Source organism: Bradyrhizobium sp. USDA 3256, from assembly GCF_054058275.1.
Genome location: NZ_JBSSAE010000002.1, coordinates 3,399,901 through 3,424,522, shown reverse-complemented (window position 1 = coordinate 3,424,522; position 24,622 = coordinate 3,399,901). Strand labels below are relative to the sequence as shown.

The window sequence follows — 24,622 nt, the reverse complement described above, 5'->3', positions numbered from 1 at the left end:
GACTTGAATTTTGTTCTTGTTTCGTTCATATTGGCGCGCTCCGGGGGAGTGCCGCCATGGACGCCGAGCGAGACCGCGAAATCATCAGGCTGTGGAACGAGCTACGCCGGCTGCAGCGCGAGGGGCATCCGACGGCGGTGCTGGTCCGCCGGATCGAGAAGGCGCTCGCGGAACGCGATCAGGAGGCCGCCTGAAACTCCGGTCTTGCCGCGTCCCCTCTGCGCGAAAACGGTCTAGCGCCCGCCGTCTGGCCCCATGATTAGATTCGGCAGCCAGGTCGAGATCTCCGGAAAGAAGCAGAGCAACAGCACTGCGAACATCATCAGCAGCACGAACGGCAGCGTGCCCCAGATCACCTCGCTCAAGGGAATGTCGGGCGCGACGTTGCGGATGACGAAGATGTTGAGCCCGACCGGCGGATGGATCAGGCCCATCTCCATCACGATGGTCATGACGACGCCGAACCAGATGATGTCGAACTCGGCCGCGCGCAGCGGCGGCAGGATGATCGGCGCGGTCATCAGGATGATCGAGACCGGCGGCAGGAAGAAGCCGAGCACGATTACCATCACGAGGATCGAAAATAATAGCTCCCAGCGCGGCAGGTGCATGGCGACGATCGCTTCCGCCGCCGACTGCGAGATGTGCAGATAGCTCATCACATAGGAATAGAGCAGTGACATGCCGATGATCAGCATCAGCATGGTGGACTCGCGGATGGTCGATTTCAGGATCGGCGACAAGTCGCTGGGCGTCCACACGCTGTAGATCACGGCGATCAAGCCGAGCGCCAGGAGGCCGCCGAGGCCGGCGGTTTCCGATGGCGTGGCGTAGCCGCCGTACAGCGCGATCATCACGCCGGTCAGCAGCAGCACGAACGGGATCACGCGCGGCAGCGCGCTGAAGCGCTCGGCCATGGTGAATTCGTCATGCTGCAGGATCGCCGCATCCTTGCCGGTCGCGTCATAGACGGCGCGGGCCATGGCGTATTCCTTGCGGAAGCGGAACACGGCGTAGAGGCCGAACAACGTCACCAGCAGCAGGCCGGGGCCGATGCCGGCGAGAAACAGCCGTCCCAGCGATTTCTCGGCTGCGACGGCGAACAGGATCATCGTGATCGAGGGCGGCAGCAGGATGCCGAGCGTGCCGCCGGCGGCGATGATCCCCGCGGCAAAGCCGCCGGAATAGCCGCGCTTGCGCATCTCCGGGATGCCGGCCGAACCGATCGCCGAGCAGGTCGCCGGCGAGGAGCCGGCCATCGCCGCGAACAGGGCGCAGGCGAACACATTGGCGACGCCGAGGCCGCCGGGCACGCGGTGCAGCCAGGCGTGCAGCGCCGAATAGAGATCCTGGCCGGCGCGCGATTTGCCGATCGCGGCGCCCTTCAGGATGAACAGCGGGATCGACAGCAGCGTGATCGAGGCCATCTCCTCGTAGACGTTCTGCGTCACCGTATCGAGCGAGGCGGCCGGCATGTAGATCGCCATGAACACGACCGCGACGGCACCGAGCGCGAACGCGATCGGCATGCCGGAGAACATCGCAAACAGGGTGGCAAGTCCGTAGGAGATACCAATACCAAACACGGTCATCGGCGCGCGCCACCCGTCAGCGGAATGATGATTTGCAGGAGGATCTGCACGCAGAGCAGCGTCATGCCCAACGCCATCAGCACGTAGGGGATGGCGAGCGGCGGCGACCACATCGAGTTGGACACCTGGCCGTCGACATAGGCTTCATGCGCCAGGGTCCAGGACTTCCAGGCGAAGAAGGCGCAGAACGCGAAGCTCGCGACATCGACCAGCCACAGCCTGATGGCGTTGGCGCGCGCCGAGAGCAGCCCGACGAACGCCTCGATGCTGACATGGCCGCGCTGGCTCTGCACATAGGCCGAGGTCATGAAGGTGGCGCCGACCAGGAGGAAGACGGCCGCCTCGTCCTGCCAGTAGTTCGGGCTGTGGAACAGGGCGCGGCCGAGCACGCTGTAGCTCAGGATCACGCAGGCCGCGACCAGGGCGAGCGAAGCGAACACCCACGATGATGTTATTGCAGATCGACAGCGCGCGCCCAAGCAAGGCCACGGGCGTGTTGCCCGCGGCGCTGCTTGCGGTTTCGGCCTGATCCGTGACCGGACCATGCATCATGCGGCGACGTCGCTTGCGAGCTTCAGCAGGTTGGCGGCGGTGGCGGTCTTGGCGCCATAGTCCTTCCACGCGGTGTCGCGCGCGATGTCGCGCCATTTGCCGACGATGGTTGCATCGAGCGCGCTGACCTTGGCGCCGGCCTTCTCGTAGACCTTGGCGACTTCGGTATCGTCGTCCTGCGCCCCCTTGCGGCCGAACGCCTCGAGCTCGGTGCCGACGGCGAGGATGATGTCCTGCTGGTTCTTCGGCAGCTTGTCGAAGATCGCCTTCGACATCATCAGCGGCTCCAGCATGAACCAGTAGGAGGCGCCGGCGCCCGAGGTCAGCGACTTCGCGACCTCCTCGAGGCGGAACGAGATCAGGCTGGTGGAGGAGGTGATGCCGGCGTCGCAGGCGCCGGTCTGCATCGCGGCGTAAAGTTCGTTGGACGGCACCGACAGCACGGCGGCGCCGGCGGTCTGCAGCACCATGTCCATCTCGCGCGAGCCGCCGCGCACCTTGAGGCCCTTGGCATCTTCAGGCGCCACGATCGCCTTGGAGCGGCTGGCGACGCCGCCGGCCTGCCAGACCCAGGAGATCAGCAGAATGCCCTTGTCGGCGAGGAAGTCGGTCAGCGCCTTGCCGACCGGCTCCTTTTTCCAGCGCAGGCCCTGATCGTAGGTGGTGACGAGGCCAGGCATCAGGCCGATATTGGTCTCCGGCAATTCGCCGCCGGCATAGGGCATCGGATACAGGCTGAGGTCGAGCGCCCCCTTGCGCATCGCCGAGAACTGCGCGTTGGTCTTGATCAGCGACGAGTTCGGGTAGACCTCGGCGGTCAGCTCGCCGCCCGAGCGCTTGGCGACCTCGGCCGCGAACATCCTGCACAGCCGGTCGCGGAAGTCGCCCTTGTCGATGGTGCCGCCGGGGAACTGGTGCGAGATCTTCAGCGTGGTCGCGGCATGCGCGGTCCCGATGCCCATCCGCAGGACGGCGGGTGCGGCGAGGGCGGAAGCGAGGACGTGGCGGCGTGTGAGCATTGTTCTCCCCTGAGAGCTTCTTGAGTGGCTGTTAGGCCGGCGCGGAGCTTTAGCTTAGCCGGTCTTCGCGTGAATATTCTCTAGTCTGATAGTTCGAGGCGCCCTGATAGTGCGAGCCGATACGCCGCTGCAAGTCCTGACGTTAAAGTCCTGACGTTCAAGCCTTGCCGTTGCTGCGGCGCACACAGCCGCGCGCCGGCCCGTGGCTATTCAACCGTCGCGCGACCATCCGTCGGGGACCGCGCCGCGCCGCTTCAAGAATTTGTTATTGGAGGTAACGACGGCCGGCGCAAGTGCGTCGAGTAGAGAGCGGCAAGTCGTCGCGCTCACATTCGACCACACAAGGGATCATCACCATGACCACCAAGACCCGCCTCGGCCTTTCCGCCGCGCTGCTCTCGTTCAGCCTGGCGCTGGCGCCCGCCGCCTTCGCTCAGGACAAGATGGGCAAGGATGACGCGATGAAGAAGGAAGACTCGATGTCCAAGGATGCCATGAAGAAGGACGGTGGCATGATGAAGAAGGACGATGCCATGAAGAAGGACGGCGGCGCGATGATGAAGAAAGACGACGGCATGAAGAAGAACTGACTGCCGTCATCGCCCGCTGTCCGCAGGCCCGCTGCTCTGGCGGGCCTGGTTGCGCCTTAAGTGGTGTTGACACTTATCGCATCCATAGGACGATTGCAGCGAGCGTGACGATGGCTCGGTAATTTCGGGCGGTCTTTTCGAAGCGGGTTGCGACGCGACGGAACTGCTTGAGCTTGCTGAAGCAGCATTCCACGAGGTGGCGCTGGGCATAGAGATGCTTGTCGAGCGGATGTTTGAGGGCTCGCGAGGGGTTGTTGGGGATGACGGCGATCGCGCCTTTGGCTGCGATGGCCTGGCGCAAATGATCGGCGTCATAGGCTGCATCGGCCATGACGACCTCGGCGGGCAATCCCTCGATCAACGTGGCGGCTTGCGGGGCATCGCCCTTCTGGCCTGCGGTGAGGGTGAACCGCACGGGACATCCCAAACCTCGAACGGCCATATGTATCTTGGTGCTCAAGCCGCCGCGCGAGCGCCCGATCGCTTGATCTTCAGACCCCCTTTTTTTGCCCCGGCGGCGTGCTGATGCGCCCGGACGATGGTGGAATCGACGATCAAATATTCGAAGTCCGGATCATCGGACATCGCCTCGAAGATCCGCAACCAGACACCCTTGGTGCTCCATCGACTGAAGCGCCGGAACACGCTGTTCCAATCCCCAAACGCCTCCGGAAGATCACGCCAGGGAGAGCCCGTGCGAACGATCCAGAGCACCCCTTCCACGAACATCCGGTTGTCGCGTCCGGTCGAACCTTTCTGGTCGGGCCGGCCAATGATGAGCGGCGCCATGCGCTCCCAAGCCGCGTCGCTCAACACCAAACGATCCATCACACCCAAGGCCGCCTCCCAAAAGAAGCCTTGAATCTGATTTGGCCTCAAAAGGGAATCCCTAGAGTCCACACCGCCTAGCGCTTCTTCTTGCCGCGCTCCTTGCGTGCCGCGTAGCGGGCATCGCGCTTGGCCTTCTGCTCGGCGAGCAGCGCCTCCCCGCGGGCGGCTTCCTCTTCCTTCTCGCGCGCAATGCGCGCGGCCTCGGCGGCGGCGGCCTCTTCCTCGCGGCGCTTCTGCTCGGCCCTTTCGGCCTCACGGGATTCCTTGGCCTTGGCGCGGCGGTCGGCGATCGCCGCGCGCTCCTCGGCACGTGCCTTCACAGCGGGATCGTCAGCTCCCGGCTGGGCGCGAAACTTGTTGAGGAGGTTTTGCCGCGCCTGCAGGGCCGCTTTCTGGCGGTCGGCAAAACCCGGTTCCTTGAAGCCACTCATAGAGGAAGCCTTGCTGCTTTCTGTTCGGGTGATGGATGGGGTTGGTTCGGCGTTTTCAATAAGTGAATGGCGGCGAAATTGCCAGTGGCGAACGGAGGGCTGTGGAGCAAGGGAGATATGAGCCAGCGTCAAGCGGCCATCGTTCGCGCTCCGCGGGCGCGTGGTGAGTGGCTGGTCACCAAGGGCTGTTGAACCAAGGGCTGTTGAAAAGTTCAGCCGCGCTGGAGGTGCTCGCGTCGTCCGTTACCCAGGACTTTGGCGACCGTCTCGGCGGTCATCGCGCTCCGGTCCGAGGCGCGCTGGGCTTCCAGCCTGTCGCGCGCCTTTTCGGCGATCAGTAGGCTGATCAGCCGCTGCCTGCTGCTCTCATCGACAGCCTCCGAGAGCAACTGCCTGTAACGCTGATAGTCGTACGTCGTTGCTTCTTGTTCGCTCATCGGCACGCCCCGCACACGCGCTCCACTTCAGCGAGTAGTTTTTCGCGAGTCGCCCCTGGCTCGCAACGGAATTGCGGTGCCGACCGCCGCGGCCGTGCATTTCGTTGTGCGACTGTTGCAGAATTGATCGCACGCAACCGTGCAAAGGGTCATGATGCGGACCGTGGCAATCGGGAACTGAAGCTCGCATGAGCGAATCCGACGACGGAGGCAGCAGAAGGGGCGCGCTGATCGGACTGCTGGTCGCAGCGGTCATGCTCGCGGTCGGCCTCTGGCTCGCGCATGACCTGACGGCGGCGAGCAAGATGCAGGACTGCCTGATGTCGGGCCGGACCAACTGTAATGTGATCGAGCCGGCGCGCTGACGCCGTCTTGCGGCAGTGCAATATCGATCCCACATCAAGCCCAAAGACTCGGGCTGAACTGTTTGATCCCGGTTGTGATTCCGATCACACGCGGACGGGCGGGCTGCCTCGACTCCTGGAGATCGGCGGGAACCAAGGCCATGATGTCCAAGCTGTGGTCCGGAAAGGGCGCGGCGCTGGCTGCCGCAGGCGCGGCGGGTGCCGTTTTGGTGGCGTATCTATCCCTGACGCTGGCGTCGCCCGAGCCGGTGTCCAATGCGGCGCTGGGGCCGGAATGGCAATGCAGCCGGGTTGCCTTCGTGCTGACCACCTGTACCCGGGGGACCGAGGCGGAACGCGAGGCTGAGGCCAAGCCGGAGGGCGAGGTCAAGGCGATCCCGGTGGGGGCGAAGGACGACTGTCCGCCAGAACTCTAGCGCCGTATTTCAAGTCATTTCTTGGTGGTACCGCGCGGCTTGATCGACAGGCCGAGGCGCATGGCCATCTTCTTGATCCGCTCCGGCGAGCGGCCGGTCGCCTTCACGACCTCCTCCAGCGACTTCGAGGAGCGTGCCAGTTCCATCAGTCGTCGGTCCTCCTTGAACGACCACCGCGGCTTTCGGGCCATCTTGTTGGTTTCCTTGTGCATTGCTGGGCAACAAAGCCGCCAGGCGGGGTCGCCTGACGGCCTTGCCGGTGTGGGCCCGGACCTTGGGGAAATGTCCGGTGGATAAGCAATACTGCTTCCGAATAAGGCCGCAATTGAAACCGGAATTTAACCTAACCCATCAAGGTTACTTGCAACGTTACTTGGATACAGCGTGGCAGGAGGCCTTATGCGCAAGGTCGCCATTTTGAGTGCCGCAGCATTTTTACTGTCCGGTTGCTGGTCCGACCCGGAGGTTACGGGATCGACCAACAGCTGTGCGGCCAATCTTTACAGTCAGTACAATCCCAAGGTCATGGATCAGTGCGTCAACGCCTGTATCAAATGTGACCGCGGCAACGTGACCACCTGCACGACCTCCTGCACGCTGAAGGGCGCGCGGTGATTGATCCGCGCACCTGATGCCGGCGAGGCCTCGTGGCGTCACGTCAGCGGGCCGCCTTGCGTGGCGCGATGATCGCCTTTATCGCGTCTGGGCAGCGGCGCCGTCGGCGCGCCGGACACTGAGAGCGTGGAACGGGGCGCGATGAGCGGGCTTTCCTATGTCGCGGTCGACTGGGGCACCAGCAGCTTCCGGCTCTGGCTGATGAGCGCCAGTGGCAAGGTGCTCGGTGAGCGCCGCAGCGATGAAGGCATGACCACGGCCGCCACGACCGGCTTTGCGCCGGTGCTACAATCGCATCTCGATGCGCTGGGCGCGGCGGCCGATTTGCCGGTCGTGATCTGCGGCATGGCCGGCGCGCGGCAGGGCTGGGTCGAGGCCGGCTATATCGATACGCCGGCGCATCTGACGGACATCCTCAACGGCGCCGTCGTGGTCAGCGGGCAGGCGCGCGAGATCCGTATCCTGCCCGGGATCGCGCAGCGCGATACCGCCGCGCCCGACGTCATGCGTGGCGAGGAGACCCAGCTGCTGGGGGCGCTCGGCTTGAACGCGCCAGGCGAGGCTCTCGTCTGCATGCCGGGAACGCATTCCAAATGGGTGAGGGTCCGCGGCGGAACGGTCGAGGGCTTTGCGACCTTCATGACCGGAGAGTTGTTCAGCGTGGTGGCGCGCGACACCATCCTTTCGCATGCCGTCGCCGGCGCCGAGGAAGCGGTTGATGGCGATGCGTTCCGCGCGGCTGTCGCAGCGGCATTCGCGGCACCGGCGCTATCGGCCAATCTGCTGTTTCGCGTGCGATCGCGGCAGCTGCTGTTCGGCGGCAGCGCACAGGCCGCGCGCGAGACGATCTCGGGCACGCTGATCGGCGTTGAGCTCGCGGCCGGCCTTGCGGAGCGGGAGCAGGGAGCGCCGGTTACGCTGATTGCCTCGGGCCGGTTGCAGCGGCTCTATCAGATGGCGCTCGAAGCCCTTTCGATTCCGCTCGATGCCGTGGACGCGGAGGAGGCGGTTCGCCGAGGCCTCGCCGGCGCGGCGGCGACGATCTGGAAGAAGTGAGGGATCAACGCATGAGTATTCCGTTTCCGCCGATGAAGCGGCCGCTGGTCGCGATCCTGCGCGGCGTCAAGCCGGACGAGGTCCCGGGCATTGTCAGCGCGCTGCTCGACGCCGGCATGACTGCGATCGAGATTCCGCTGAACTCGCCCGAGCCGTTCCGCTCGATCGAGATCGCGGCGAAGCGCGCGCCGGCCGATGTCCTGATCGGCGCCGGCACGGTGCTGACCGCAGCAGACGTCGATCGCCTGCACGACGTAGGCGGCCGCCTCATGGTGTCGCCGAATGTCGATGTCGAGGTGCTGGCGCGTGCGCGGGACCACGCGATGATCACGATGCCCGGCGTGTTCTCGCCGACGGAAGCGCTGCTCGCCGTGCGCGCGGGGGCGTCGAGCCTGAAATTCTTTCCGGCCAGCGTGCTCGGTGCCGCCGGCATCACCGCGATCCGCGCCGTGCTGCCGCCGGATGTGATGATCGCCGCGGTCGGCGGCGTCTCGGACCAGAATTTCGCCGAGTATGTGAAGGCGGGCATTCGCGCCTTCGGTCTCGGCAGCAGCCTCTACAAGCCGGGCATGACGGCCGCGGATATTGCGATCAGGGCAAGGGTGACGATCGAGGCGTATGACAGGGCCGTGGCGGGCGCCGGCTAGACCAAAGCAAGCGCGCTAATCGTCCCGCCTGCCGCCGTCGATCACCCTGAACAGCGGGGCCGCCTCGCGCGGATTCTCGAGCAGCTCTTCGACCATGGCGATCGCGGCCGCGACGTATTTCCCGGTCGCGGCGTCCAGCGGACGTTCGGCTTCGTCCGAGAGCGCGAGCTTTGCGCCTTCGAGCAGCTTGCGGGTGCGGACGGCGGACTCGTCGCCGGCGGTGAGGGCGGCGCGCGCGATCGATCGCAGCACGAACAATTCGCCCTCCAGCCGCAGCAGGCGGTCGTTCAGCTTGCTCAGGACGGTGTTCAGGTTCCGCATGACGCGCTCTCCGGGCATTGGACCCGTCTTCCATACACGGTCATTCCTGACGAAATTCTTGTGACGACCACGCACCATTTGGTTGGTTGAATGGCATCCCGGATCTCCTCATGTTCCCGGCGGCCCGGGCGTTGCCATTTGACGAAGGCGTCGATGGCCCTAATAGAATGGCCGCGGTCCGACGCCGCCCGGGAGGCGCGTCAGCTTCACCCCATCACGACGAGGGAATAGATATGAGGATTGCCGTCGAAACGACCGTTGCCGCGCCGATCGCGGATGTCTGGCGCGCCTATACGACGCCCGACGACATCAAGCAGTGGAACGCGGCTTCCGACGATTGGCACACGACCGCCGCGACCGTCGACCTGCGCGCCGGCGGCGCCTTCTCGTCGCGGATGGAAGCCAAGGACGGCAGCGTGGGGTTCGATTTCGCCGGCACCTACACCAGGGTCGAGGAGCTCCGTCTGCTCGAATATTCGTTCGGCGATCGCAGCGCGCAGGTCACATTCACGCCGGAGACCGGCGGCGTCAAGGTGCAGGTCAGCTTCGATAGCGAGGATACCCATTCGGTCGAGCAGCAGCGCGGCGGCTGGCAGGCGATCCTGGATAACTTCAAGCGTTACGTCGAAGCAAAGCGGCGGTCCTGATCCGGCGACTGGAGGGCTGCGTGACGCTGAAGCGACCGCGCGCGGCGATGCCGGCGAGCATCCGCCGCGAGCTCGATGCAACCGGACTGATGCGGGCGTTCAAGGCGCGCCCGCCGTATCAGCGCACCGACTACCTGCACTGGATCGGCCGCAGCGTGCGAACTGCAACACGGCGCAAGCGGATCGACCAGATGCTGGCGGAATTGAAGGCCGGTGGAGTGTATATGGGAATGGGCATCGGTCGAGCAAACCAAAGTGAGACTCTCGCGGCGTGATCGCTGCGCGCTGTGCGTCCTCATCGCTCGCTTGATGTTTTGGTCGTGCGAATCCTCGTCGAAGAAAAAGTCGATCTCGGAATCGTCCATCGCGGTCCTGAAAAACGACCGACGCGCGCACTCACGATCTTCTAGCGAAGCATTCTTGGATTAAGAAATTGCGAAGCGCGCCGCCGGCGCTCACGGGCAAGTGGAACCTGCAATCGCACGAACGGAAAGCGATCAGTCCCTCAATCGCCGCCGGAACTTTGTTCACGCACGGAGAACTACGGAATCGTTTCGTGCGCTGAATGATAAAAACGGCGAGTGATTTCACGGCACACGGCGAACATCGAAAAAGAAAGGCCTCAGCGCGTGGGCCACGCTGAGGCCAAGTAGACACTTTGGTCGTGAGGCACCGTCGCCGGCGCCTCGGTGCCTAACCTATCTTTGTTTCTGTGTTTCCAAATGGCCCATTTGGGCCATGCCGCGTGATAGCCAATTTGGGACATGCGCCGCTGGCACAAAGTGTGCACACATGGAGCTGTCAGGATTTTGCATCACCTTCCTGGGGCTAGGGCCAGCGCCGTCCGCATGTATTTCAAGCGGACGGCGTTGTGCATTTGGGCGACCGCGCGGGCCATGGCCCGGCTGCGCTCAGGGTCAGCGGTCCACCGGCCGAATCTCGAGGCTCTCGATTTTCAGGGGCGGCGTTGAGGGGACGTTCTGCTCGTTCAACGGATGCAGCGTGATCGGCGTATTCGTGCCGCCGGCGAGAACGTTGACGCCGGCGCCGTCGGCATGGGCGTAGCCGCCGGCGAGATCGTCGCTGCCAAGCCACGGCACCGGCGCCATCACCTTCCAGGTCATGGCGACTTCTTGATCTCCGATCAAAACACCGAGGTTGCGGATGGCCGCGACATAACGACCGTCCGGCGTGCTATCGACGTGCAGCACGCAATTGAGGTTGGTCACCGGACCCACAACGAACCCGGTATCGGGTCCGCCGCGACACTCAAGCGTTCCGGCCTGCACCTGCTGCGCATTGGCGGCTGCGAGCGGCGCAGCGAGAACCGCCGCACCACACACAGCAGAGGCGATCGAACGGCTTGTCATACGCATGGTGCCGGACAACGCGGATCGGCGCGCAATCGGCCCATTCCCCGCGAGCGGCCTTCGTTTGTGGTTAAGAGAGCCTTAGAGATGGGTTTGATTGCTGCCGACGGTCGACGTTCGCGAGCGATCGGCCAAGAAGACGACGATCAAGCAACGGCGATCCTTTTTCATCGCCGTGCCGGCTGACACCTCGATTGTGTATCTATCGCCGTCGAACGAGCGTGCTTGATTTCCAGGCAGGAGAGTAACGGGGCGAGGCAAAGGACCAGTCCTGGCGCTGACGCCAAGCCGTTCGGATCACGGCGGTGAGCCTGTCCCGAAAAATTACGCCGCCGGGCTCGAAATGCATTGTCCCGGCGGCGCCTGTTCGAATCTGGGCCCGCAATCCCAGTCATGTTTGTGTCTGCAAAACCGGCGCCAAGGTTCGAGCGCCCCCGTAATCATACGGGGACTTGGGGGCCCGCGATGGATTGGTGTTGGCTGCGTGTGTGCTGGCGAAGGTCCGATTGTCCGGGTGATCCAAGCCGCGGCGCGAGAACGGCTGATCGCCACCGATGCTCCGCCCGCTCAGATATGATGCTCGAGCTTCCGCATCTCCTGCAGGCGAGCCAGGCAGAAATCCCGATACAATTCGTTGATGAAATCCCACATGACCTAATCCCCTTGGTCCAATGCCGGGACACTACGCCGGGTTTGTTTCCGGCCGGCTTCGCGGCTTGCGGAAAATGGTTTCATCGAGGAGGGAGGGTGGCGATCCCGGCAGGATTCGAACCTGCAACCCGCGGAGTAGAAATCCGCTGGAGGCTGAGTCTTATCAATGGCTTAGTCGCGGCGTGTTGCGCTGGTGTTGCGGTCGGCGAATCAGGTGAACATCGGAGCAGTTGACGGGCAAATCCTCGGCTTGGGGGTCATTACCCTACCAAGCGTCCGAGGAAACGCCCCGACCCCCGCTAAAACCGCAAAACCCGCTTCACCCAAGGCCGCCCTAGAGGCGGCCTACGTGTTTCCGAGAAGCCGTGTCTGGACGCTCTCGGCGGCCTTCTGATCGGCGTCTGCGTCCGCGAACAGATGGCCGTACACGTCGAAGGTCACCTTGATCGAACTGTGCCCCATGAGCCGCTGGATCTGCTTCGGATTGTAGCCGTTTTCGATCCACAGGGAGGCGCAGGCATGCCGCAGCGAGTGCATCCCGTACTTTCCTGACACGACCGTCTGAGGCTCCCCAGCTTCGTCCAGAAGCGGCTTGCCGGCCGCATCCAGCACAGATCGGGTCTCCGAGAGGCCGGCCGCGATAAGTATCGGATCTAGGCCGCGCTCGATCAGGTTTGAATGAGACTCCACCTTGCCCAAACCGTTGGGAAAGGCCAGGTCGAGCACCTTTACGGGCTCGCCGCTTGCGTCCTTTTTGCCGGTATCGCGCTTCGGGCACACCAGCTTCCATTCACGGAGCGCGTTCAGGACGAGAGGCGGGCAGGGGATCGACCGATAGCCGGACTTGGACTTGAGCTTTCCGATCCTGTGCGAGGCGTCCGCCCGCTGCGCGACGTTGATCTGCTTGGCATCAAAATCAATGTCCAACCAGCGGAGGCCGCGCAGCTCACTGGCGCGTAGACCGTTAAAGATCGCCACTAGGATCAAAGGGCGCCAGCGGCCATGTGCTCCGGCAATGATCGCCTGCAGCTCTGCTTTAGTGGGAATGACCGGGCGGGGGTCGTCGCGATCTGGCAGGTCCAGATCTATTCCGGCCGTGGGCGCCGTGTTGGCGAGACCGCGGCGCCTGGCTTCCTTGAATATGCCCCCCAATGACCGGACAACGCGCTTGATCATCTCGCCCGATCGCCCGTTGTCGCGGAGCTGATCGGCGAAAGCGTTCACGGCCGGGACGGTGATTTCGGAGAGCTTCTTGGCGCCGATAAGCGGCACAATGTGCAGGTTAACGTGCTCCTCGTACTGCTTAACCGTCATGGGCTCGAGGCCCTTGTCGTTGCAGCGCTTGATCCAGAGGGTCGCGGCAGCCTTGACGGTGGGGGAGACGCTTCCGGGCGTATGCGTGCCGCGTGACACGTCATAGCGGGTCTCGTCCAACCAAGCTTCAGCATCGGATTTGCGTTCGAAAAGCTTGGCCCGGCGCTTGCCGCCGCCGTCTACGTAGGACGCCTGCCAGCGGATCAGACCGGACGGAAGCTTGCGTTTGCGGACCGTGGCCATATCACTTGCTCCCCTTAGAATTTACCCGTTCAATTAAGCGACCAAGATCAATAAGGCTGTATGCATCTGCCGACCTTCGACCCAGAACCAGCGGGAGCTTGGACAGGGGGGCGCTGGTCATCTGCCATTCGCGATCTCCCAGAGACCTGATCATCACCAAGAAAAAGGGTTCAGCTCCGCTCTTCTTGAGATGTTTGCGGGCGTCCTCAAGCTCCGCGCGGGCGTCTTCCAACTGAGGAGCCACCGCGACCGCCTTCATCCCTGCAGCATCAGTCAAGAACTGCAGCAACACTGCGCTTTCCATTGAGGCTGCCGAGTACAGGCGGGCACGGCCGGTTCCGGGATTGAGTTCGCCCTCAGGAGTGAGAAGGCGCTCCTTCGTCCAGTTGCGGATGCGCGTAATTGCCTCGCGCAGGTCCTCCTCGGGCTTTTTCACGATTTCGGCGATGTCTGAGACTGTAAACATTTATAGCCATTCGTTGAGGGTCGCAGTCAAAGGTACCCTATAAAGATTATTTTCACCCTTGTAAAGGATCAAAATAATCTTTATATCAGCGATAAGGATGAAAATGATCCTTATTCAACGAAGAGGATGATTATGGAGATTGCGGACGACCTTCTGCGCGGGGTTAAGCGCATTTCGGCCTTCATCAATGAGGACGAGCGGGCCACTTACCACAAGCTTTCAACGGGCAAGCTGCCTGGGGGGAAAGAGGGAAATCAGTGGATTGCCTCCAAGTCTGTGCTGCGTGACCACTACGCCAGCATCACTCGGGGTAGGGCGGCTTAATCGATGATCGCAAACAATCAAAACCGGGCCACCGAGGAGTGCCCGGCCCACAAACCGCCACGGCTGATCGCCTCCATTGCCAAATCTGGCCGCGAGGAATTTCGGATCACCCTGAAGAGCTACAGTGACGGCGTGGCTAGGGCCGAGATTCGCATTTTCGAACGACGTCGCGACCGCGACTGGGAAGCGACGCCGCGCCATCTTGTGATCGGGGTCGACTATCTCTTGGGAATAGTTGAGGGCGCGTTGGAAGCGTACGCGGCGCTGAAAGCGGAGGCCGCGTAATCCAGATGGCCGAAAAAGAAAAGGGCCGCCGAGAGGGCGACCCGATTCCGAATGATGTCTGGCGAGACACTTCGGATTCTAAGGTACCTCTTCTCAAACTTCAAGTCGCATGCCTCACGCGGCGAGCCGCGGTGTCGGCGGCTATGGCGTCGATCCTTGTGCATCACCTGCATGGCGAGGTGACGCGATGAAGGGCGGGAGAAAATCTCGTGACAAGGGCAATCGCGCCGAGCGTGCGATCGTCAAATTTTTTCAAGATCGCGGTTTTGCAGCTGAACGCGTACCGCTCTCAGGATCTGCGGGCGGCTCCTATTTGGGTGATTTGACGGTCCCCATTGTCGGCGTTGACCGCGTCATTGAGGTCAAAGCCCGAGCTGATGGCTTTAAGGAGCTTTATCGCTGGCTGATTGACCGGGACATGCTGATTGTCCGAGCTGATCGCAGCGAGCCGTTGGTTGTGCTGCCGCTCAAGCTGGCCGCTGAGATCGCCTCTGCGGCCGACAAGAACAAGCTGCGGATCGAGCGCATCATCATCCAGCCCGGAGATGATGCACTATGAATCATCGCCTAATGGTCTCTGATCCAATCATCCGCACCCAGCTACAGCTCGCCGGCCTCAGGTTCATGTGGAGCCGCGCACGATGGCTGGAAAGCGAAGCGAGGCATCTAGGCCTCGGCCTGAAGAGTGGCGCGCTCACCTCAAGGCAGGTTGATGCGAGACTCGAGGAGATGGGAGCGCTTGATCTCGTGTACCCCGAACTCATGGGGTGCCGAGAATGACCCTTCATGCTTTTGACGTCGAGCGTGAAGGCCATCCCCAATTCCGGCGGACCAACACCAACGATCTCATGGCGCAGGCCTTCGCGCCGCTGAAGGCCATCGTGCCGGGTTACGTGTACGGCGGCTTCACCATTCTTGCCGGCAGGCAAAAGCTTGGCAAAACCTGGCTTGCGATCGATTGGGCCGTTGCCGTTTCCACAGGCGGTGTAGCTATGGGGGCCATCGATTGCGCCCAGGGCGACGTCCTGTACGTTGATTTGGAGAACGGGCCGCGGAGAATCCAGGGTCGCATCAGGGCCCTATTTCCGGAAGGGCAGTCGCTCCCCGATATGTCACGGCTCGAGTGGGTGACCGAGGCGCCTCAACTCGATCGGGGTTTCATCGATCGCTTGGAGCTGTGGCGAGCCTCAGTGCGAAAACCTCGCATGGTCGTCATCGACGTGCTCCAACGGATCAAACCGCCGGGCAACAAGAACCAGAACGCCTACGAGAGTGATTATTCGACGTGGGCGCCGCTGCAGAAGTGGGCAACCAAACACGGCATTGCTGTGCTGGGGCTGCACCATCTGAAAAAGGGCGGAGCCGACGATCCTCTCGAGGCGCTGTCAGGCTCGAATGGATTGTCGGCATGCGCTGACACCACGATCGTGCTCAATCAAGATCAGAACGGCAAAACACTCTACGTGCGAGGCCGCGACATCGAGGAATGCGAGACGGCCGTTACCTTCGTTATCGGTAGGTGGTCCATCGTCGGTAACGCCTCCGACGTCCGTCGATCGGGCGAACGGGCCGTTATCTTGACCGCTCTGACCGATAACGCTGGGCCTATGACGCCCGCCGAACTCAGTGCCGCAACGGGCAAACCCAGCGCAAATATCCGCCAATTGCTGTTCAAAATGGCCAAATCCGGCGAGGTCTACAAGGTCGGAGGGGGCCGTTATTGGCTCTCTGCTATAGAACCCAGTAACAGCGATAACGCCGATAACGGGAGCCGCTGAAGATCACAGCCGTTATCACTGTTATCGGGGATTGTCTCTTAGGAGGCGATCAGGCCAAAACCAACGGCTGCCCGCGACGCACGTCTGCAGTTGTTGCTCTGGCAACTATTCGCAAATTGGCGGTGAGTATCGGATATTGCATCCGTGGGTCGCGAAATCGGTGAGTCATCTCAGTGTCTTGCAAGGCGTGTTGCTGCCGTGTTGCGTCGATTGTAGACGTTTGTAATCGCGGCTGTTGAAGCGCTACGGATTATCGCGCTACATTGTGTGCATCGGCTTCGCCCGATGTGCCCATGGCCGCGCAAGCGGAGCGGGCTTTCCACGGATGTACTGGAAAGTCACGCTGCCCATGGGCGTCACACGCTCCACACGCTGTCAGGTCTGCCGCCATCAAGAGCGATGGCGCATTGAGCTATTGCGCGCTGGCGGAGCCTCTCTCGATAGCCTGGCCGAAAAGTTCAGCGTCGAGCGTGACGCGATCTGGCGCCACTGGAACAAGCACGTCTCCGAAGAGACCAAGGCAACCTACCTCGTCGGGCCGGCACAGCTAGCCGAGTTGGCAGAGAAGGCGGCAAGCGAGGGCGACAGCGTCCTCGACTATCTGCGCATGGTCCGCACGGTGCTGTCCGGCCAGCTCGCGACTATGAACGAGGCAGGCGACGGCCGCGGTGCAGCCCTGGTCGCGGGCCGGCTGGTCTCCACCCTCGAGACGATCGCGCGCATCACCGGCGAGTTGGGCAGCCTGGCCCAGTCCATCAACGTCACGAACAACATCGCTGTGCTGGCCGAAAGCCCGGCGTTCCTGCGGATGCAGGCGACCATGCTCAAAGCCCTTGCGCCGTTCCCTGATGCGCGTGCGTCGGTGGTGGCAGCACTTCGCGACCTGGACCGTGCCGACTCACCAGCGGCCTTGCCCAGCCCTCACGCGGGGTCGGTGATTGAACATGCAGCATAGCCTCGCGGCACGACTGGCGGACACGCTGGCCGATGGCGGTTGGCGTGCGAAGGCGCGTCCGTCTCAGCTTCCGCCAGAGGGCGACTGGATGGGCTGGCTGGCCATGGCCGGACGCGGATGGGGCAAGACCTTCACTGGCGCCGGCTGGGTAAACGAGTTGGTCGAGACTGCCACCGCCGGCAGGATTGCGCTGGTTGCGCCCACGGCGGCTGACGCCCGGGACACAATGGTGGAGGGCCAGAGCGGCCTTTTGCGGATGGCGCCGTCATGGAATAGGCCCCAATACGAGCCCTCCAAGCGTCGTCTGACGTGGCCGAATGGGGCCACAGCGACGACTTTCTCGAGCGAAGAGGCCGACCGTCTGCGCGGTCCGGAGCATGACGCTGCATGGGCCGATGAGTTGGCGGCTTGGACCGATCCGCAGGCAACATGGGACATGCTCATGTTCGGGCTTCGGCTCGGCAAGCACCCGCGCTGGCTAGTGACCACCACGCCGCGGCCAATCAAGCTGATCAAGGAATTGCTGTCGCGCGAGGGCAGGGACGTTGTCGTTACGCGTGGCTCGACATTTGAGAACGCAGCAAATCTCGCTCAGCCATTTCTCGAGGCAATCCGAGGTCGGTACGAAGGCTCGCGGCTGGGTCGCCAGGAGCTGAATGCGGAGCTGCTGGAGGACGTGCAGGGCGCATTGTGGACCCGCGACATGCTCGAGCGGGCGCGTTTCGCTGGCACCGTTCCCGCACTTAAACGGATTGTCGTCGCGATCGATCCATCCGGCACCTCTGGACAGGAGGACGGTGGCGACGCGGTCGGCATCGTGGTTGCTGGTCTTGGTGTGGACGGATTTGGCTATGTTTTGGCCGATCGCACCATCAAGGCCTCGCCCGGTGTGTGGGGCGCACGTGCTGTCACCGCCTATCATGAATTCAAGGCCGATCGCATCGTGGCCGAACGCAACTTTGGCGGCGCAATGGTTCAACACGTTATCCGCACGGTTGATCCTGGCGTCCCTTATCGCGAGGTCACGGCATCGCGCGGCAAGATCCAGCGCGCAGAACCTATCGCCAGTCTCTACGAGCAGAACAGGGTCCGTCACGCCGGCAGCTTCACCGAGCTTGAAGATCAACTCGCTGCCATGACGGGCGAGGGATATCTCGGCGAGGGTTCGCCCGACCGGGCCGATGCTCTGGTCTGGGCTCTGACCGAGCTGATGACGAAGCCGCAGTCGATTGGCGCGGTGCAGATGACTTACCACAGAAACGGAGACAGGGGTGACGATCGGCCGCTCACGCGCCTGCAGCGGGAAGCTGCAACGTGGTCGGTCCCGTGCACGATTTTATAGGAGAACAGGCGACATGAGTACGATTGGCGAGAAGTTCGGCGTCAAGGGTCGGCGCAAGATTTTGCAGACGGACGTTCCTGGACGGCCCAACCACGCGATCCGAATGTGGACGCTGGACACGAAGCCGGACTCGACGGTGGAGCGTCTGGAGAAAGTCTATCTCGACGCCCTCAAGTCCGTCGATCTTGCCGAGAGCATCGGCCGCCAGCTCGCTGCGGATACCCGGTACACCGAGCAGGGGCGACAGGAACAGCACCGCAACCACATCCTACAGCAAGCCGTTCCGGTTTTTCACCAGGGCCGTCGCGCGATCTTGAAGGCCAAGCAGGAACTCGATGAGATGCGCGGCCGTCTTCAGCTTCCGAAGCCTGATCAGGCCGACGCTGCGGGCGCGATTGCACGAATGGAGATTAGAACTTGGCTCCGTAGTCTGCCGCAGAACGAGCGCGACAAGATCACGAGGGCTGAAAAGCTCGATCCGCAAATCCATGCCGCGATCCTCGAGGCTCCGGCAGTCATGACCGGCGTTGCGGATAGTCATCTGAGCTTGCTGAAAGAGCGAGCGCTGCGCGATGCGCACGGCTCCCTGATTGATGAAATCCAGGAACTGGAGGACGCAATCGGCGTGGCAACGTCGGCAGTGGAAGCTGGGCGCGACAGTGCCCGCATCGACACGGGTATGACGATCGAGCAGTTCGAGGACGCCGCCAAGCCAATCGAAGCGAGGGAGCAAGTCCCTTGGCTCCGCAAGGGACGTGTCATTGATATCGAGCGTGGCGTGGCTCGAGAGCCGACCGCTGACGAACTCGCCAACGGCATCGAAGCGGAAACGCTTGATGAATTCAACCGGCGCAAAGCCGCCTAATCACCGAAAGGATAAGAGATGACTGTACCGAAAGCACTCCCGCCCGGCGTGGACCACCGTGCCGCCACTGAAGCGCTCGCCAACGCCACCGAAGCCGGCGTCAAAGCCGGCATCGCGCGTCAGACCGCGCCATTGCCGGCCGGCACAAAGATGAAGGCCACGGTTGAAATCCCGGTGAAGGCCAAGCGGTAAACGAAGATGCCGACTCTGGATAATTGCATCAACTCGATCTTTGAGCCGGGAAACATCGGCTCGAGCAGCGGCCAGCCGCCGACAACCATTCGGGTCGGAACGATCTACACGCCCGGTAACTATGATCCGGATGCTGTGACGTACTCCCACGACTTCTCAAAATTCTACAACAGCCTGGTTCATCACCACAGGGTTCGATAATGAGCGGCGCAGCAACCACGAAGCCATATAAAGACGGAAACGCTGGCTCTTTCAGCGGCCGTGAATGGGACGAGAGCGGGACGGGGACCGGGCCGTTCTCTGCTATGCCAGTGCTTAGCGACGGAGCTGGCGGGACGCTTGCAAAGGCGGAGGATGCTCCAGCTATTTCAGGCGACCCAGGCCTAGTTATTCTTGGCGTCAGGCGCGACACCGCAGCGTCAAGCTCAGGAACGGACGGAGATTACTCAACTTTCAATTTCGACTCCGCCGGTAAGCTTTGGGTTCATGCTGATGCAACTGTCACAGGTGGTATTGGCGGTGACATCGCCAATGATGCGGTCGATAGCGGCAACCCCGTTAAGATGGGATCGAAGGCCATTGCCGGCCAGTCGACCGCTACGCTTGTTTCTGCCGGTGACCGGGTCGAGAACTACGCAGGTCTTGACGGCGTCAAGCTGATGCGTCCGCACTGCGGGCTCGAGGACATCGTCTCTGGCAACGCGACGGACACCTCTGGCGGCTCGGTGTCGTGTATCTCGGCGCAGGGCTCCGGCATCCGGACTTACCTAACGTCGGTCGTGCTTTGCAACACGTCAGCCACGGCCATCACGGTCGATATCAAGGATGGCTCGACGGTCAAAGTCTCATTGCCGCTGCCGGCTGGCAGCGGGTGCATCTTCAACCCGCCAGTACCAATTCCAGGAACTGCCAATACAGCCTGGAATTTCGACGGCTCGGCCGCCGCAACGACCGTGACGTGCTCAATGATTGGCTTTAAGTCAAAGGTCTAAAGATGGCCCTTCAATCGCTTCCCGGAGCACATGCATTCCTAGGGCCGAACCCTATGCTCAACCCGTCGCTCGGGATGAGCAGTGTTACCATGACGGGCAACGGCAATGCATACATTGTCGTTGGCCGCGTGAAGACGTCGGATGGTGGGTCGCATACGATCGACACTAGCGGATCATCTGCGCTTGGTTGGCGCAATAGCAACGCGACGTTCTCCAATGCGGGCACCTCGGTATCGGTCGGTCTTGCTGCGGTAGACACCTCGAATGGCCCCCCTGGCCGGCCCGTGAACTCCGCCGGTACAATTACGTTCGATGTGAAGGCGGTTTTGACCGGCGGAGGTGGCGGCATCACCAACGGCGGCTGGCAGAACAACGCGCCTACGACCGGCACGAAGACGATTGCTGACGGCGATCTGGTTGCTTTCGCGGTGCAGTTCACCGCGCTGGGCGGTTCTGATTTCATCTTCGCTACCTGTCCGCGCACCGGCAGCGGCAACAGCATATTGCTCCCGGCCGTGTCGCAATACACGGGTTCGTTCAACGCGCAGTCCGCTTTCCTCTCCAACATCGTGATTACGTTCAACGACGGAGCGATCGGCTATTTTGCCGGTGGCGATGTCGCCTCGGTGTTCAACAACCAGAATTACAACAATACGTCTTCGCCAAAGGAGTACGGTCAACTTTATCAGATGCCGTTCCCGATGAAGGTGTGCGGCATGTACGCCTACATTTCCAACTCGGGCGATTTCACGCTCAATCTTTACAGTGATCCGCTCGGGACACCGACTGTGCAGGCGAACCAGGCGGTGTCACAGAAGACTGTCTTGACCACAGGAAACCCGGCGTGGGTCTACGCGGAGTTCGGGACTTCCTATCAAGTCGCGGCGAACCAGCCGATCGGCGCCGTAGTGACGCCGAGCACGTCCACCAATACGCAGCTCTATTACAAGACGCTGGCCAGTGCTGCTCACCGAGTCGCCGACGTCTGGGGGACAAGCGGATACGGCATCAGCAGATCATCTGGCGCATTCGCGAACACGAATTCGAGCCTCGACCACTACTATGTCGGGTTGCTCGTTAGCGCCTTTGACGACGCGGCCGGCGGAGGTGGCGGCGGTGGTTCAGGCGGCGGCTATGTGATCGGCTCCTGATGCACCCCACCACTGATTTCCTTAAAAATCCATCCCCTTTTGGGGGATTGCGCGTTCCCACGCGTCAGGGTTGAGTGCGCAGCGTATAATCCATGCGAGGGCAACACCATGGCCGAACAAAAGGTTGAATTCCTGACCAGCTTGTCCGGAGCTCCATCAACTGATGGCCTTGCCATCATTCTTCAATTGCAAGTGGGCAGCAAGGTAACCGAGCCGTTCGGCATACCAATTCAGGATGTTCCGACCGCCGTGGAACGCCTGCATCTTCGCGGCAAATTGCCGGGCGACATCCGGCGGGATTTCGAGCGGCTTGCGGGTGATCGGCATACCCGGAAGATAGGTATCTGGGGCCGGTTTGGCGAATCCGAAGAAAAGGCCCCAGCGAGGGGGTGCAAGCTGACAGCTCAGCCGATCAGCAGCCATCCAATGGCGAGAGCAAAGGCGATGAATGACACTCCAACTAAGCCGAGGAAGCTGTAGTCCAACGCGTCCAAATGATCCGGCTTGAGCATAGTTCCCACCTCCGGGCAAACCGGCCCCGGCGCCCCGGGGAGAGCGCTGAGGCCGGTAGTCTCCCGCTCCTTCAAAGTGGTGCTTCAACGTCACTGACTGCCACTTGTTCCCGATCATCCCGTATTTGCGCGGAGATGCTTGCCGCATTTGCATCGTGTTACGTCAGAACCTAGGTCGGGCTATCTCACTCAGCACGGGACGCCCCGGCTCGAAGCTCGCCGCCGGTCGTCTCCGCAAGGGGCGACCGGCGCGAGTGGATGCCTGCTAGAAAACGGCCCCAGCATTTCCCGGCGGGAAAGCTGAGGCCGAGGGGTGCCCGTGGGGTAAAGGGAAAGATTCTGGACGCCCCCGCGCCAGATAAACCCAAACCCACCACCCGCGCCATAGGCCTGAGTGTCCTAATTCCCTCTGCGAGTGTCCTAACTAGGACAGCGACCGCTTCAGGTGACTGGAATGGCCGGGGTTATAGATTTTGCTTGGAACGATTGTTCACTTTCGAACTTATGAGTCGCATTAGCGACCGGGGAACGAAGTGGACCAGCAGACCAATCAAGATCAGCAGGATGCGCGACCCAAGATGGCCGATTGGCTGCGTCGTTGCCCATCCTGCTCGGATGTTCCCCAGTTGGTTCGTAGCTTCCTTGATCCCGTCGCCGGCAAGACAGTTCGACTTATGGAGTGCAAGTGCGGCGAACGCATCTGGAGCTAAGAGGCCGCCCTCAATCGGCGGCGGCCTCTTAGCTCCAGCTCAAGCAAACAAGTCCTTTCCGGACAGCATCATCCGCACGTAGGTCCCGCTCTCGTGGTACTCGAGCCAGCCCTGATCCTTGGCGTACTTCGTCAGCGCGGCGCAACGGTCGTGGACGTGAAATCGTCGGGAATCTGTGCTTCGTACTGCTTAGCTTTTTCAAGCAACGCGTCGCGAACCGGACCTTCCGGTAAAAGCGCAGCTTGATGGCGCGCCTCTCTCGCGCATTCTGCGAGCTTGCTTGCCAAATCGTCAGCTTCGCTGCTCCTCTGCTCTGGACCGTTGGCCATTGCTGAACCTCCTGTTCAGGCTCCGCGGGGCAACGCGTCGCGCTAGCTTTCGATCCTATTGGCCGGGACAGGAAGCGTCATCTTGACCGACGTATTGCGTCGGAACAGCACCGAAGCGCTAGTCCTCGTGGATTGCGGATTGTCCTAGGCAGCGCTGTAATGGACCACATGCGAGACTATCCCACCAAGATCACGTTCGGCGAAATGCGCGAAACTGGCGCGACGCGTATCATTGTTTTCTGCAAGGACTATCGATGCTCCCACAACGTCCAGATGGACGCTGCACGATGGCCTGATGAGATGCGCATTTCTGACGTCGAACCGCGGTTCATCTGCACAGTTTGCGGCAAGCGCGGCTCAAACATTCGGTCGGTGGACGCGCCGCCCAGGATGGGAACGAGGCGCTAGCTAGCGATACCTCTCGCATGCCGGATTGCTGCGCTCGGCCGGGAGGTTGCATTGGCGAACGATCTCCGCTTTGAGCTGATCGACCTTTGCCTGCATGCAGGCCTGACCGATTGGGATGGTGTCTGCAACGTCACTCGCCATTTTCATCTGCCGCGTCCGTTGATCGTAAATGAAGGCGGATCTTCCAACATAGCCGCCGAATCCGTTTTTCGCGTTTACATCGCCGCAGACAACTCTCTTTGTCGGAGGACCCAAGACAACTTCATCAGAGAAGTGCGCAGAGCCGGGATCGCGAAGGTTTGCGCTCAGTGCTGCTCGTGCTTCCGCTATAATCGAACGTTCGTCGTTCGCCGATGCCTGCCGGGATGTTTCAGCAGATGCGGGCTTCATCCTCACAAGGTTGATCGACTGTTCCGCCACGACGACGGTGAGCACGCCGGCAATGTAGAACAGGGCAGCAATTGCCCAGACTATGCGGTTCATTGAAATACCCTGATACGAAAACGGCGGGGGGACAGATCTCCGTCCGATCTCAGTGGACTGAGCCGCGTTGATTTGCGCTGCGCTCGGGCACGAGATACGTCGGATTCTTGGGACTGTTCACCAGCCGCTCCGACATATCGCATTCACCAATCGGCTTGCAGGTGTGAAGCACCTCGACAGTGTCTTGTTGGCAGTCGGGGCAGGGGTCTTTCATTGGAGGCGTGGAAACTGCCGCCGATTGTTGAACGAGGCTGTCCGGATCGTGCTCAGCACGCTCTCTCAGTTGGGTGAAAGCGCGCTCGCGGTCACTCTCATCATCCGAGATCAGCAGAGGATAGATCGTCGTATACACATCCACCGGAACAATCACCTCGCCGAGATCCGGCACGTCCACGACTGCGGGGGCCGTTAGTCCGGCCAATGGCGGGACACCGATCGTGCGCCCGTGAAATCTCACGAACCGGTCGGGAGCACGTCGCATGGGATTGGCGTAGATCGGATTGCGCGGGACATAGATTGGCCGATACACGCTCGGCTTCCGGTAGATTCCGGGGGCGACATACCTGGGGTGGGCGAACTGCACCCTGGGTGCATAGACTCGAGTTACCGGCGCCGCCCGATAAACGGGAGCCGAACGCATGACGGGAGCGGCTCTGAATGTTCCGGCGGACCTTACGCCGCCACCACCATAGGAATGACCGCCACCGCCAGCTCTCGCAAAACATGGTGATGA

31 protein-coding genes and 2 pseudogenes are annotated in these 24,622 nt (G+C 61.9%); 19 read left to right on the top strand and 14 right to left on the bottom strand.

Features of this window, described 5'->3' with window-relative positions:
* Nucleotides 1-56 precede the first annotated feature (56 nt).
* Nucleotides 57-194 (top strand): hypothetical protein, encoded by a 138-nt coding sequence (locus ACVWY5_RS17780; protein WP_283087496.1) that lies wholly within the window; start codon nucleotides 57-59, stop codon nucleotides 192-194.
* 39 nt (nucleotides 195-233) lie between these two features.
* Here the strand turns inward: ACVWY5_RS17780 and ACVWY5_RS17775 are convergent, their stop codons facing one another.
* From ACVWY5_RS17775 to dctP, 3 genes and pseudogenes are all read right to left on the bottom strand, one after another.
* Complete coding sequence (locus ACVWY5_RS17775; protein WP_028334071.1) at nucleotides 234-1,592, bottom strand: TRAP transporter large permease; 1,359 nt, start codon at nucleotides 1,590-1,592, stop codon at nucleotides 234-236.
* Nucleotides 1,589-2,144: pseudogene (locus tag ACVWY5_RS17770) on the bottom strand (TRAP transporter small permease). The gene ACVWY5_RS17775 and the pseudogene ACVWY5_RS17770 overlap by 4 nt, the downstream one beginning before the upstream one ends.
* A complete protein-coding gene (gene dctP / locus ACVWY5_RS17765; RefSeq protein ID WP_028334073.1) occupies nucleotides 2,141-3,163 on the bottom strand; it encodes a TRAP transporter substrate-binding protein DctP in 1,023 nt (340 codons plus the stop codon). The pseudogene ACVWY5_RS17770 and the gene dctP overlap by 4 nt, the downstream one beginning before the upstream one ends.
* A 356-nt stretch (nucleotides 3,164-3,519) precedes the next feature.
* Here dctP and ACVWY5_RS17760 point away from each other — a divergent pair, with 356 nt between their 5' ends.
* Nucleotides 3,520-3,753, top strand: a complete 234-nt coding sequence (locus ACVWY5_RS17760; protein WP_092083897.1) for a pentapeptide MXKDX repeat protein — start codon at nucleotides 3,520-3,522, stop codon at nucleotides 3,751-3,753.
* Between the two features lie 73 nt (nucleotides 3,754-3,826).
* Here the strand turns inward: ACVWY5_RS17760 and ACVWY5_RS17755 are convergent.
* The 3 genes and pseudogenes from ACVWY5_RS17755 to ACVWY5_RS17745 form a co-directional block, all read right to left on the bottom strand.
* Nucleotides 3,827-4,542 (bottom strand): annotated as a pseudogene (locus tag ACVWY5_RS17755) (IS5 family transposase).
* 116 nt (nucleotides 4,543-4,658) lie between these two features.
* On the bottom strand, nucleotides 4,659-5,015 hold the full coding sequence (locus ACVWY5_RS17750; RefSeq protein ID WP_028331883.1) for a DUF6481 family protein: 357 nt from the start codon (nucleotides 5,013-5,015) through the stop codon (nucleotides 4,659-4,661).
* Nucleotides 5,016-5,227: 212 nt separating this feature from the next.
* Nucleotides 5,228-5,452, bottom strand: a complete 225-nt coding sequence (locus tag ACVWY5_RS17745) for a hypothetical protein (RefSeq protein ID WP_028331884.1) — start codon at nucleotides 5,450-5,452, stop codon at nucleotides 5,228-5,230.
* Between the two features lie 188 nt (nucleotides 5,453-5,640).
* Between ACVWY5_RS17745 and ACVWY5_RS17740 the strand changes: the two genes are divergently transcribed.
* Together ACVWY5_RS17740 and ACVWY5_RS17735 are read left to right on the top strand one after the other, a co-directional pair.
* Nucleotides 5,641-5,817, top strand: a complete 177-nt coding sequence (locus tag ACVWY5_RS17740; protein ID WP_162832424.1) for a hypothetical protein — start codon at nucleotides 5,641-5,643, stop codon at nucleotides 5,815-5,817.
* Nucleotides 5,818-5,957: 140 nt separating this feature from the next.
* Nucleotides 5,958-6,233 carry a hypothetical protein gene (locus tag ACVWY5_RS17735; protein WP_038377143.1) on the top strand — a complete coding sequence of 92 codons (276 nt, stop codon included), beginning with the start codon at nucleotides 5,958-5,960 and terminating at the stop codon, nucleotides 6,231-6,233.
* A gap of 14 nt (nucleotides 6,234-6,247) precedes the next feature.
* Here ACVWY5_RS17735 and ACVWY5_RS17730 read toward each other — a convergent pair whose 3' ends face one another.
* Nucleotides 6,248-6,424, bottom strand: a complete 177-nt coding sequence (locus ACVWY5_RS17730) for a hypothetical protein (RefSeq protein WP_167350394.1) — start codon at nucleotides 6,422-6,424, stop codon at nucleotides 6,248-6,250.
* Nucleotides 6,425-6,632: 208 nt separating this feature from the next.
* Between ACVWY5_RS17730 and ACVWY5_RS17725 the strand changes: the two genes are divergently transcribed.
* The 3 genes from ACVWY5_RS17725 (at nucleotide 6,633) to ACVWY5_RS17715 (ending at nucleotide 8,551) form a co-directional block, all read left to right on the top strand.
* Nucleotides 6,633-6,848, top strand: a complete 216-nt coding sequence (locus ACVWY5_RS17725) for a hypothetical protein (RefSeq protein WP_026192800.1) — start codon at nucleotides 6,633-6,635, stop codon at nucleotides 6,846-6,848.
* Between the two features lie 141 nt (nucleotides 6,849-6,989).
* A complete protein-coding gene (locus tag ACVWY5_RS17720; RefSeq protein ID WP_028331885.1) occupies nucleotides 6,990-7,904 on the top strand; it encodes a 2-dehydro-3-deoxygalactonokinase in 915 nt (304 codons plus the stop codon).
* 11 nt (nucleotides 7,905-7,915) lie between these two features.
* The gene (locus ACVWY5_RS17715) at nucleotides 7,916-8,551 is read left to right on the top strand and encodes a 2-dehydro-3-deoxy-6-phosphogalactonate aldolase (RefSeq protein ID WP_028331886.1); all 636 of its coding nucleotides are present in this window, start codon (nucleotides 7,916-7,918) and stop codon (nucleotides 8,549-8,551) included.
* A gap of 15 nt (nucleotides 8,552-8,566) precedes the next feature.
* Here the strand turns inward: ACVWY5_RS17715 and ACVWY5_RS17710 are convergent, their stop codons facing one another.
* The gene (locus ACVWY5_RS17710; protein ID WP_026192799.1) at nucleotides 8,567-8,872 is read right to left on the bottom strand and encodes a hypothetical protein; all 306 of its coding nucleotides are present in this window, start codon (nucleotides 8,870-8,872) and stop codon (nucleotides 8,567-8,569) included.
* A gap of 233 nt (nucleotides 8,873-9,105) precedes the next feature.
* Here ACVWY5_RS17710 and ACVWY5_RS17705 point away from each other — a divergent pair, with 233 nt between their 5' ends.
* Both ACVWY5_RS17705 and ACVWY5_RS17700 read left to right on the top strand, forming a co-directional pair.
* On the top strand, nucleotides 9,106-9,519 hold the full coding sequence (locus ACVWY5_RS17705) for an SRPBCC family protein (protein ID WP_028331887.1): 414 nt from the start codon (nucleotides 9,106-9,108) through the stop codon (nucleotides 9,517-9,519).
* A gap of 20 nt (nucleotides 9,520-9,539) precedes the next feature.
* Nucleotides 9,540-9,794, top strand: coding sequence for a YdeI/OmpD-associated family protein (locus tag ACVWY5_RS17700; RefSeq protein WP_080666928.1), 255 nt, complete (start codon nucleotides 9,540-9,542; stop codon nucleotides 9,792-9,794).
* 642 nt (nucleotides 9,795-10,436) lie between these two features.
* Here the strand turns inward: ACVWY5_RS17700 and ACVWY5_RS17695 are convergent.
* From ACVWY5_RS17695 to ACVWY5_RS17685, 3 genes are all read right to left on the bottom strand, one after another.
* Nucleotides 10,437-10,907 carry a DUF992 domain-containing protein gene (locus ACVWY5_RS17695; RefSeq protein ID WP_321177289.1) on the bottom strand — a complete coding sequence of 157 codons (471 nt, stop codon included), beginning with the start codon at nucleotides 10,905-10,907 and terminating at the stop codon, nucleotides 10,437-10,439.
* Between the two features lie 978 nt (nucleotides 10,908-11,885).
* Nucleotides 11,886-13,097, bottom strand: a complete 1,212-nt coding sequence (locus ACVWY5_RS17690) for a site-specific integrase (RefSeq protein WP_028331889.1) — start codon at nucleotides 13,095-13,097, stop codon at nucleotides 11,886-11,888.
* A 1-nt stretch (nucleotide 13,098) separates the two neighbouring features.
* Nucleotides 13,099-13,563 (bottom strand): hypothetical protein, encoded by a 465-nt coding sequence (locus ACVWY5_RS17685; protein ID WP_028331890.1) that lies wholly within the window; start codon nucleotides 13,561-13,563, stop codon nucleotides 13,099-13,101.
* Between the two features lie 327 nt (nucleotides 13,564-13,890).
* Between ACVWY5_RS17685 and ACVWY5_RS17680 the strand changes: the two genes are divergently transcribed.
* From ACVWY5_RS17680 to ACVWY5_RS17635, 10 genes are all read left to right on the top strand, one after another.
* Nucleotides 13,891-14,172: a hypothetical protein gene (locus ACVWY5_RS17680; protein WP_028331891.1), complete on the top strand. Its 282-nt coding sequence runs from the start codon at nucleotides 13,891-13,893 to the stop codon at nucleotides 14,170-14,172.
* Nucleotides 14,173-14,359: 187 nt separating this feature from the next.
* Nucleotides 14,360-14,731, top strand: a complete 372-nt coding sequence (locus ACVWY5_RS17675; protein WP_321177288.1) for a putative PDDEXK endonuclease — start codon at nucleotides 14,360-14,362, stop codon at nucleotides 14,729-14,731.
* 217 nt (nucleotides 14,732-14,948) lie between these two features.
* Complete coding sequence (locus tag ACVWY5_RS17670) at nucleotides 14,949-15,950, top strand: AAA family ATPase (RefSeq protein WP_051375989.1); 1,002 nt, start codon at nucleotides 14,949-14,951, stop codon at nucleotides 15,948-15,950.
* Between the two features lie 325 nt (nucleotides 15,951-16,275).
* Complete coding sequence (locus ACVWY5_RS17665) at nucleotides 16,276-16,905, top strand: hypothetical protein (protein ID WP_321177287.1); 630 nt, start codon at nucleotides 16,276-16,278, stop codon at nucleotides 16,903-16,905.
* A gap of 88 nt (nucleotides 16,906-16,993) precedes the next feature.
* Nucleotides 16,994-18,247: a DNA-packaging protein gene (locus tag ACVWY5_RS17660; protein WP_456671682.1), complete on the top strand. Its 1,254-nt coding sequence runs from the start codon at nucleotides 16,994-16,996 to the stop codon at nucleotides 18,245-18,247.
* A 13-nt stretch (nucleotides 18,248-18,260) separates the two neighbouring features.
* The gene (locus tag ACVWY5_RS17655; protein ID WP_028331894.1) at nucleotides 18,261-19,112 is read left to right on the top strand and encodes a hypothetical protein; all 852 of its coding nucleotides are present in this window, start codon (nucleotides 18,261-18,263) and stop codon (nucleotides 19,110-19,112) included.
* Between the two features lie 18 nt (nucleotides 19,113-19,130).
* On the top strand, nucleotides 19,131-19,304 hold the full coding sequence (locus ACVWY5_RS17650) for a hypothetical protein (protein ID WP_321177286.1): 174 nt from the start codon (nucleotides 19,131-19,133) through the stop codon (nucleotides 19,302-19,304).
* 200 nt (nucleotides 19,305-19,504) lie between these two features.
* Complete coding sequence (locus ACVWY5_RS17645) at nucleotides 19,505-20,296, top strand: hypothetical protein (protein WP_321177510.1); 792 nt, start codon at nucleotides 19,505-19,507, stop codon at nucleotides 20,294-20,296.
* Nucleotides 20,297-20,385: 89 nt separating this feature from the next.
* A complete protein-coding gene (locus ACVWY5_RS17640) occupies nucleotides 20,386-21,447 on the top strand; it encodes a hypothetical protein (protein ID WP_321177285.1) in 1,062 nt (353 codons plus the stop codon).
* Between the two features lie 108 nt (nucleotides 21,448-21,555).
* Nucleotides 21,556-21,927 carry a hypothetical protein gene (locus ACVWY5_RS17635; protein ID WP_321177284.1) on the top strand — a complete coding sequence of 124 codons (372 nt, stop codon included), beginning with the start codon at nucleotides 21,556-21,558 and terminating at the stop codon, nucleotides 21,925-21,927.
* A gap of 873 nt (nucleotides 21,928-22,800) precedes the next feature.
* Here the strand turns inward: ACVWY5_RS17635 and ACVWY5_RS17630 are convergent.
* The 3 genes from ACVWY5_RS17630 to ACVWY5_RS17620 all read right to left on the bottom strand — a co-directional run bounded on the left by ACVWY5_RS17630 (nucleotide 22,801) and on the right by ACVWY5_RS17620 (nucleotide 24,418).
* Nucleotides 22,801-22,998, bottom strand: a complete 198-nt coding sequence (locus ACVWY5_RS17630) for a hypothetical protein (protein WP_321177283.1) — start codon at nucleotides 22,996-22,998, stop codon at nucleotides 22,801-22,803.
* Between the two features lie 408 nt (nucleotides 22,999-23,406).
* Nucleotides 23,407-23,889, bottom strand: coding sequence for a hypothetical protein (locus ACVWY5_RS17625; RefSeq protein ID WP_028331898.1), 483 nt, complete (start codon nucleotides 23,887-23,889; stop codon nucleotides 23,407-23,409).
* A 49-nt stretch (nucleotides 23,890-23,938) separates the two neighbouring features.
* Complete coding sequence (locus tag ACVWY5_RS17620; RefSeq protein WP_321177282.1) at nucleotides 23,939-24,418, bottom strand: hypothetical protein; 480 nt, start codon at nucleotides 24,416-24,418, stop codon at nucleotides 23,939-23,941.
* Between the last annotated feature and the right edge of the window lie 204 nt (nucleotides 24,419-24,622).

Bases quoted from the DNA above. Each gene is read 5' to 3' on its own strand.
- ACVWY5_RS17670 (WP_051375989.1), top strand. From the start codon at position 14,949: ATGACCCTTCATGCTTTTGACGTCGAGCGTGAAGGCCATCCCCAATTC.
- dctP (WP_028334073.1), bottom strand. From the start codon at position 3,163: ATGCTCACACGCCGCCACGTCCTCGCTTCCGCCCTCGCCGCACCCGCC.
- ACVWY5_RS17690 (WP_028331889.1), bottom strand. From the start codon at position 13,097: ATGGCCACGGTCCGCAAACGCAAGCTTCCGTCCGGTCTGATCCGCTGG.
- ACVWY5_RS17725 (WP_026192800.1), top strand. From the start codon at position 6,633: ATGCGCAAGGTCGCCATTTTGAGTGCCGCAGCATTTTTACTGTCCGGT.
- ACVWY5_RS17640 (WP_321177285.1), top strand. From the start codon at position 20,386: ATGACGGGCAACGGCAATGCATACATTGTCGTTGGCCGCGTGAAGACG.
- ACVWY5_RS17745 (WP_028331884.1), bottom strand. From the start codon at position 5,452: ATGAGCGAACAAGAAGCAACGACGTACGACTATCAGCGTTACAGGCAG.
- ACVWY5_RS17635 (WP_321177284.1), top strand. From the start codon at position 21,556: ATGGCCGAACAAAAGGTTGAATTCCTGACCAGCTTGTCCGGAGCTCCA.
- ACVWY5_RS17780 (WP_283087496.1), top strand. From the start codon at position 57: ATGGACGCCGAGCGAGACCGCGAAATCATCAGGCTGTGGAACGAGCTA.
- ACVWY5_RS17735 (WP_038377143.1), top strand. From the start codon at position 5,958: ATGATGTCCAAGCTGTGGTCCGGAAAGGGCGCGGCGCTGGCTGCCGCA.
- ACVWY5_RS17740 (WP_162832424.1), top strand. From the start codon at position 5,641: ATGAGCGAATCCGACGACGGAGGCAGCAGAAGGGGCGCGCTGATCGGA.
- ACVWY5_RS17685 (WP_028331890.1), bottom strand. From the start codon at position 13,563: ATGTTTACAGTCTCAGACATCGCCGAAATCGTGAAAAAGCCCGAGGAG.
- ACVWY5_RS17645 (WP_321177510.1), top strand. From the start codon at position 19,505: ATGAGCGGCGCAGCAACCACGAAGCCATATAAAGACGGAAACGCTGGC.
- ACVWY5_RS17650 (WP_321177286.1), top strand. From the start codon at position 19,131: ATGACTGTACCGAAAGCACTCCCGCCCGGCGTGGACCACCGTGCCGCC.
- ACVWY5_RS17715 (WP_028331886.1), top strand. From the start codon at position 7,916: ATGAGTATTCCGTTTCCGCCGATGAAGCGGCCGCTGGTCGCGATCCTG.
- ACVWY5_RS17675 (WP_321177288.1), top strand. From the start codon at position 14,360: ATGAAGGGCGGGAGAAAATCTCGTGACAAGGGCAATCGCGCCGAGCGT.
- ACVWY5_RS17630 (WP_321177283.1), bottom strand. From the start codon at position 22,998: ATGGCCAACGGTCCAGAGCAGAGGAGCAGCGAAGCTGACGATTTGGCA.
- ACVWY5_RS17730 (WP_167350394.1), bottom strand. From the start codon at position 6,424: ATGGCCCGAAAGCCGCGGTGGTCGTTCAAGGAGGACCGACGACTGATG.
- ACVWY5_RS17705 (WP_028331887.1), top strand. From the start codon at position 9,106: ATGAGGATTGCCGTCGAAACGACCGTTGCCGCGCCGATCGCGGATGTC.
- ACVWY5_RS17625 (WP_028331898.1), bottom strand. From the start codon at position 23,889: ATGAACCGCATAGTCTGGGCAATTGCTGCCCTGTTCTACATTGCCGGC.
- ACVWY5_RS17775 (WP_028334071.1), bottom strand. From the start codon at position 1,592: ATGACCGTGTTTGGTATTGGTATCTCCTACGGACTTGCCACCCTGTTT.
- ACVWY5_RS17720 (WP_028331885.1), top strand. From the start codon at position 6,990: ATGAGCGGGCTTTCCTATGTCGCGGTCGACTGGGGCACCAGCAGCTTC.
- ACVWY5_RS17655 (WP_028331894.1), top strand. From the start codon at position 18,261: ATGAGTACGATTGGCGAGAAGTTCGGCGTCAAGGGTCGGCGCAAGATT.
- ACVWY5_RS17750 (WP_028331883.1), bottom strand. From the start codon at position 5,015: ATGAGTGGCTTCAAGGAACCGGGTTTTGCCGACCGCCAGAAAGCGGCC.
- ACVWY5_RS17760 (WP_092083897.1), top strand. From the start codon at position 3,520: ATGACCACCAAGACCCGCCTCGGCCTTTCCGCCGCGCTGCTCTCGTTC.
- ACVWY5_RS17710 (WP_026192799.1), bottom strand. From the start codon at position 8,872: ATGCGGAACCTGAACACCGTCCTGAGCAAGCTGAACGACCGCCTGCTG.
- ACVWY5_RS17680 (WP_028331891.1), top strand. From the start codon at position 13,891: ATGATCGCAAACAATCAAAACCGGGCCACCGAGGAGTGCCCGGCCCAC.
- ACVWY5_RS17660 (WP_456671682.1), top strand. From the start codon at position 16,994: ATGGGCTGGCTGGCCATGGCCGGACGCGGATGGGGCAAGACCTTCACT.
- ACVWY5_RS17665 (WP_321177287.1), top strand. From the start codon at position 16,276: ATGTACTGGAAAGTCACGCTGCCCATGGGCGTCACACGCTCCACACGC.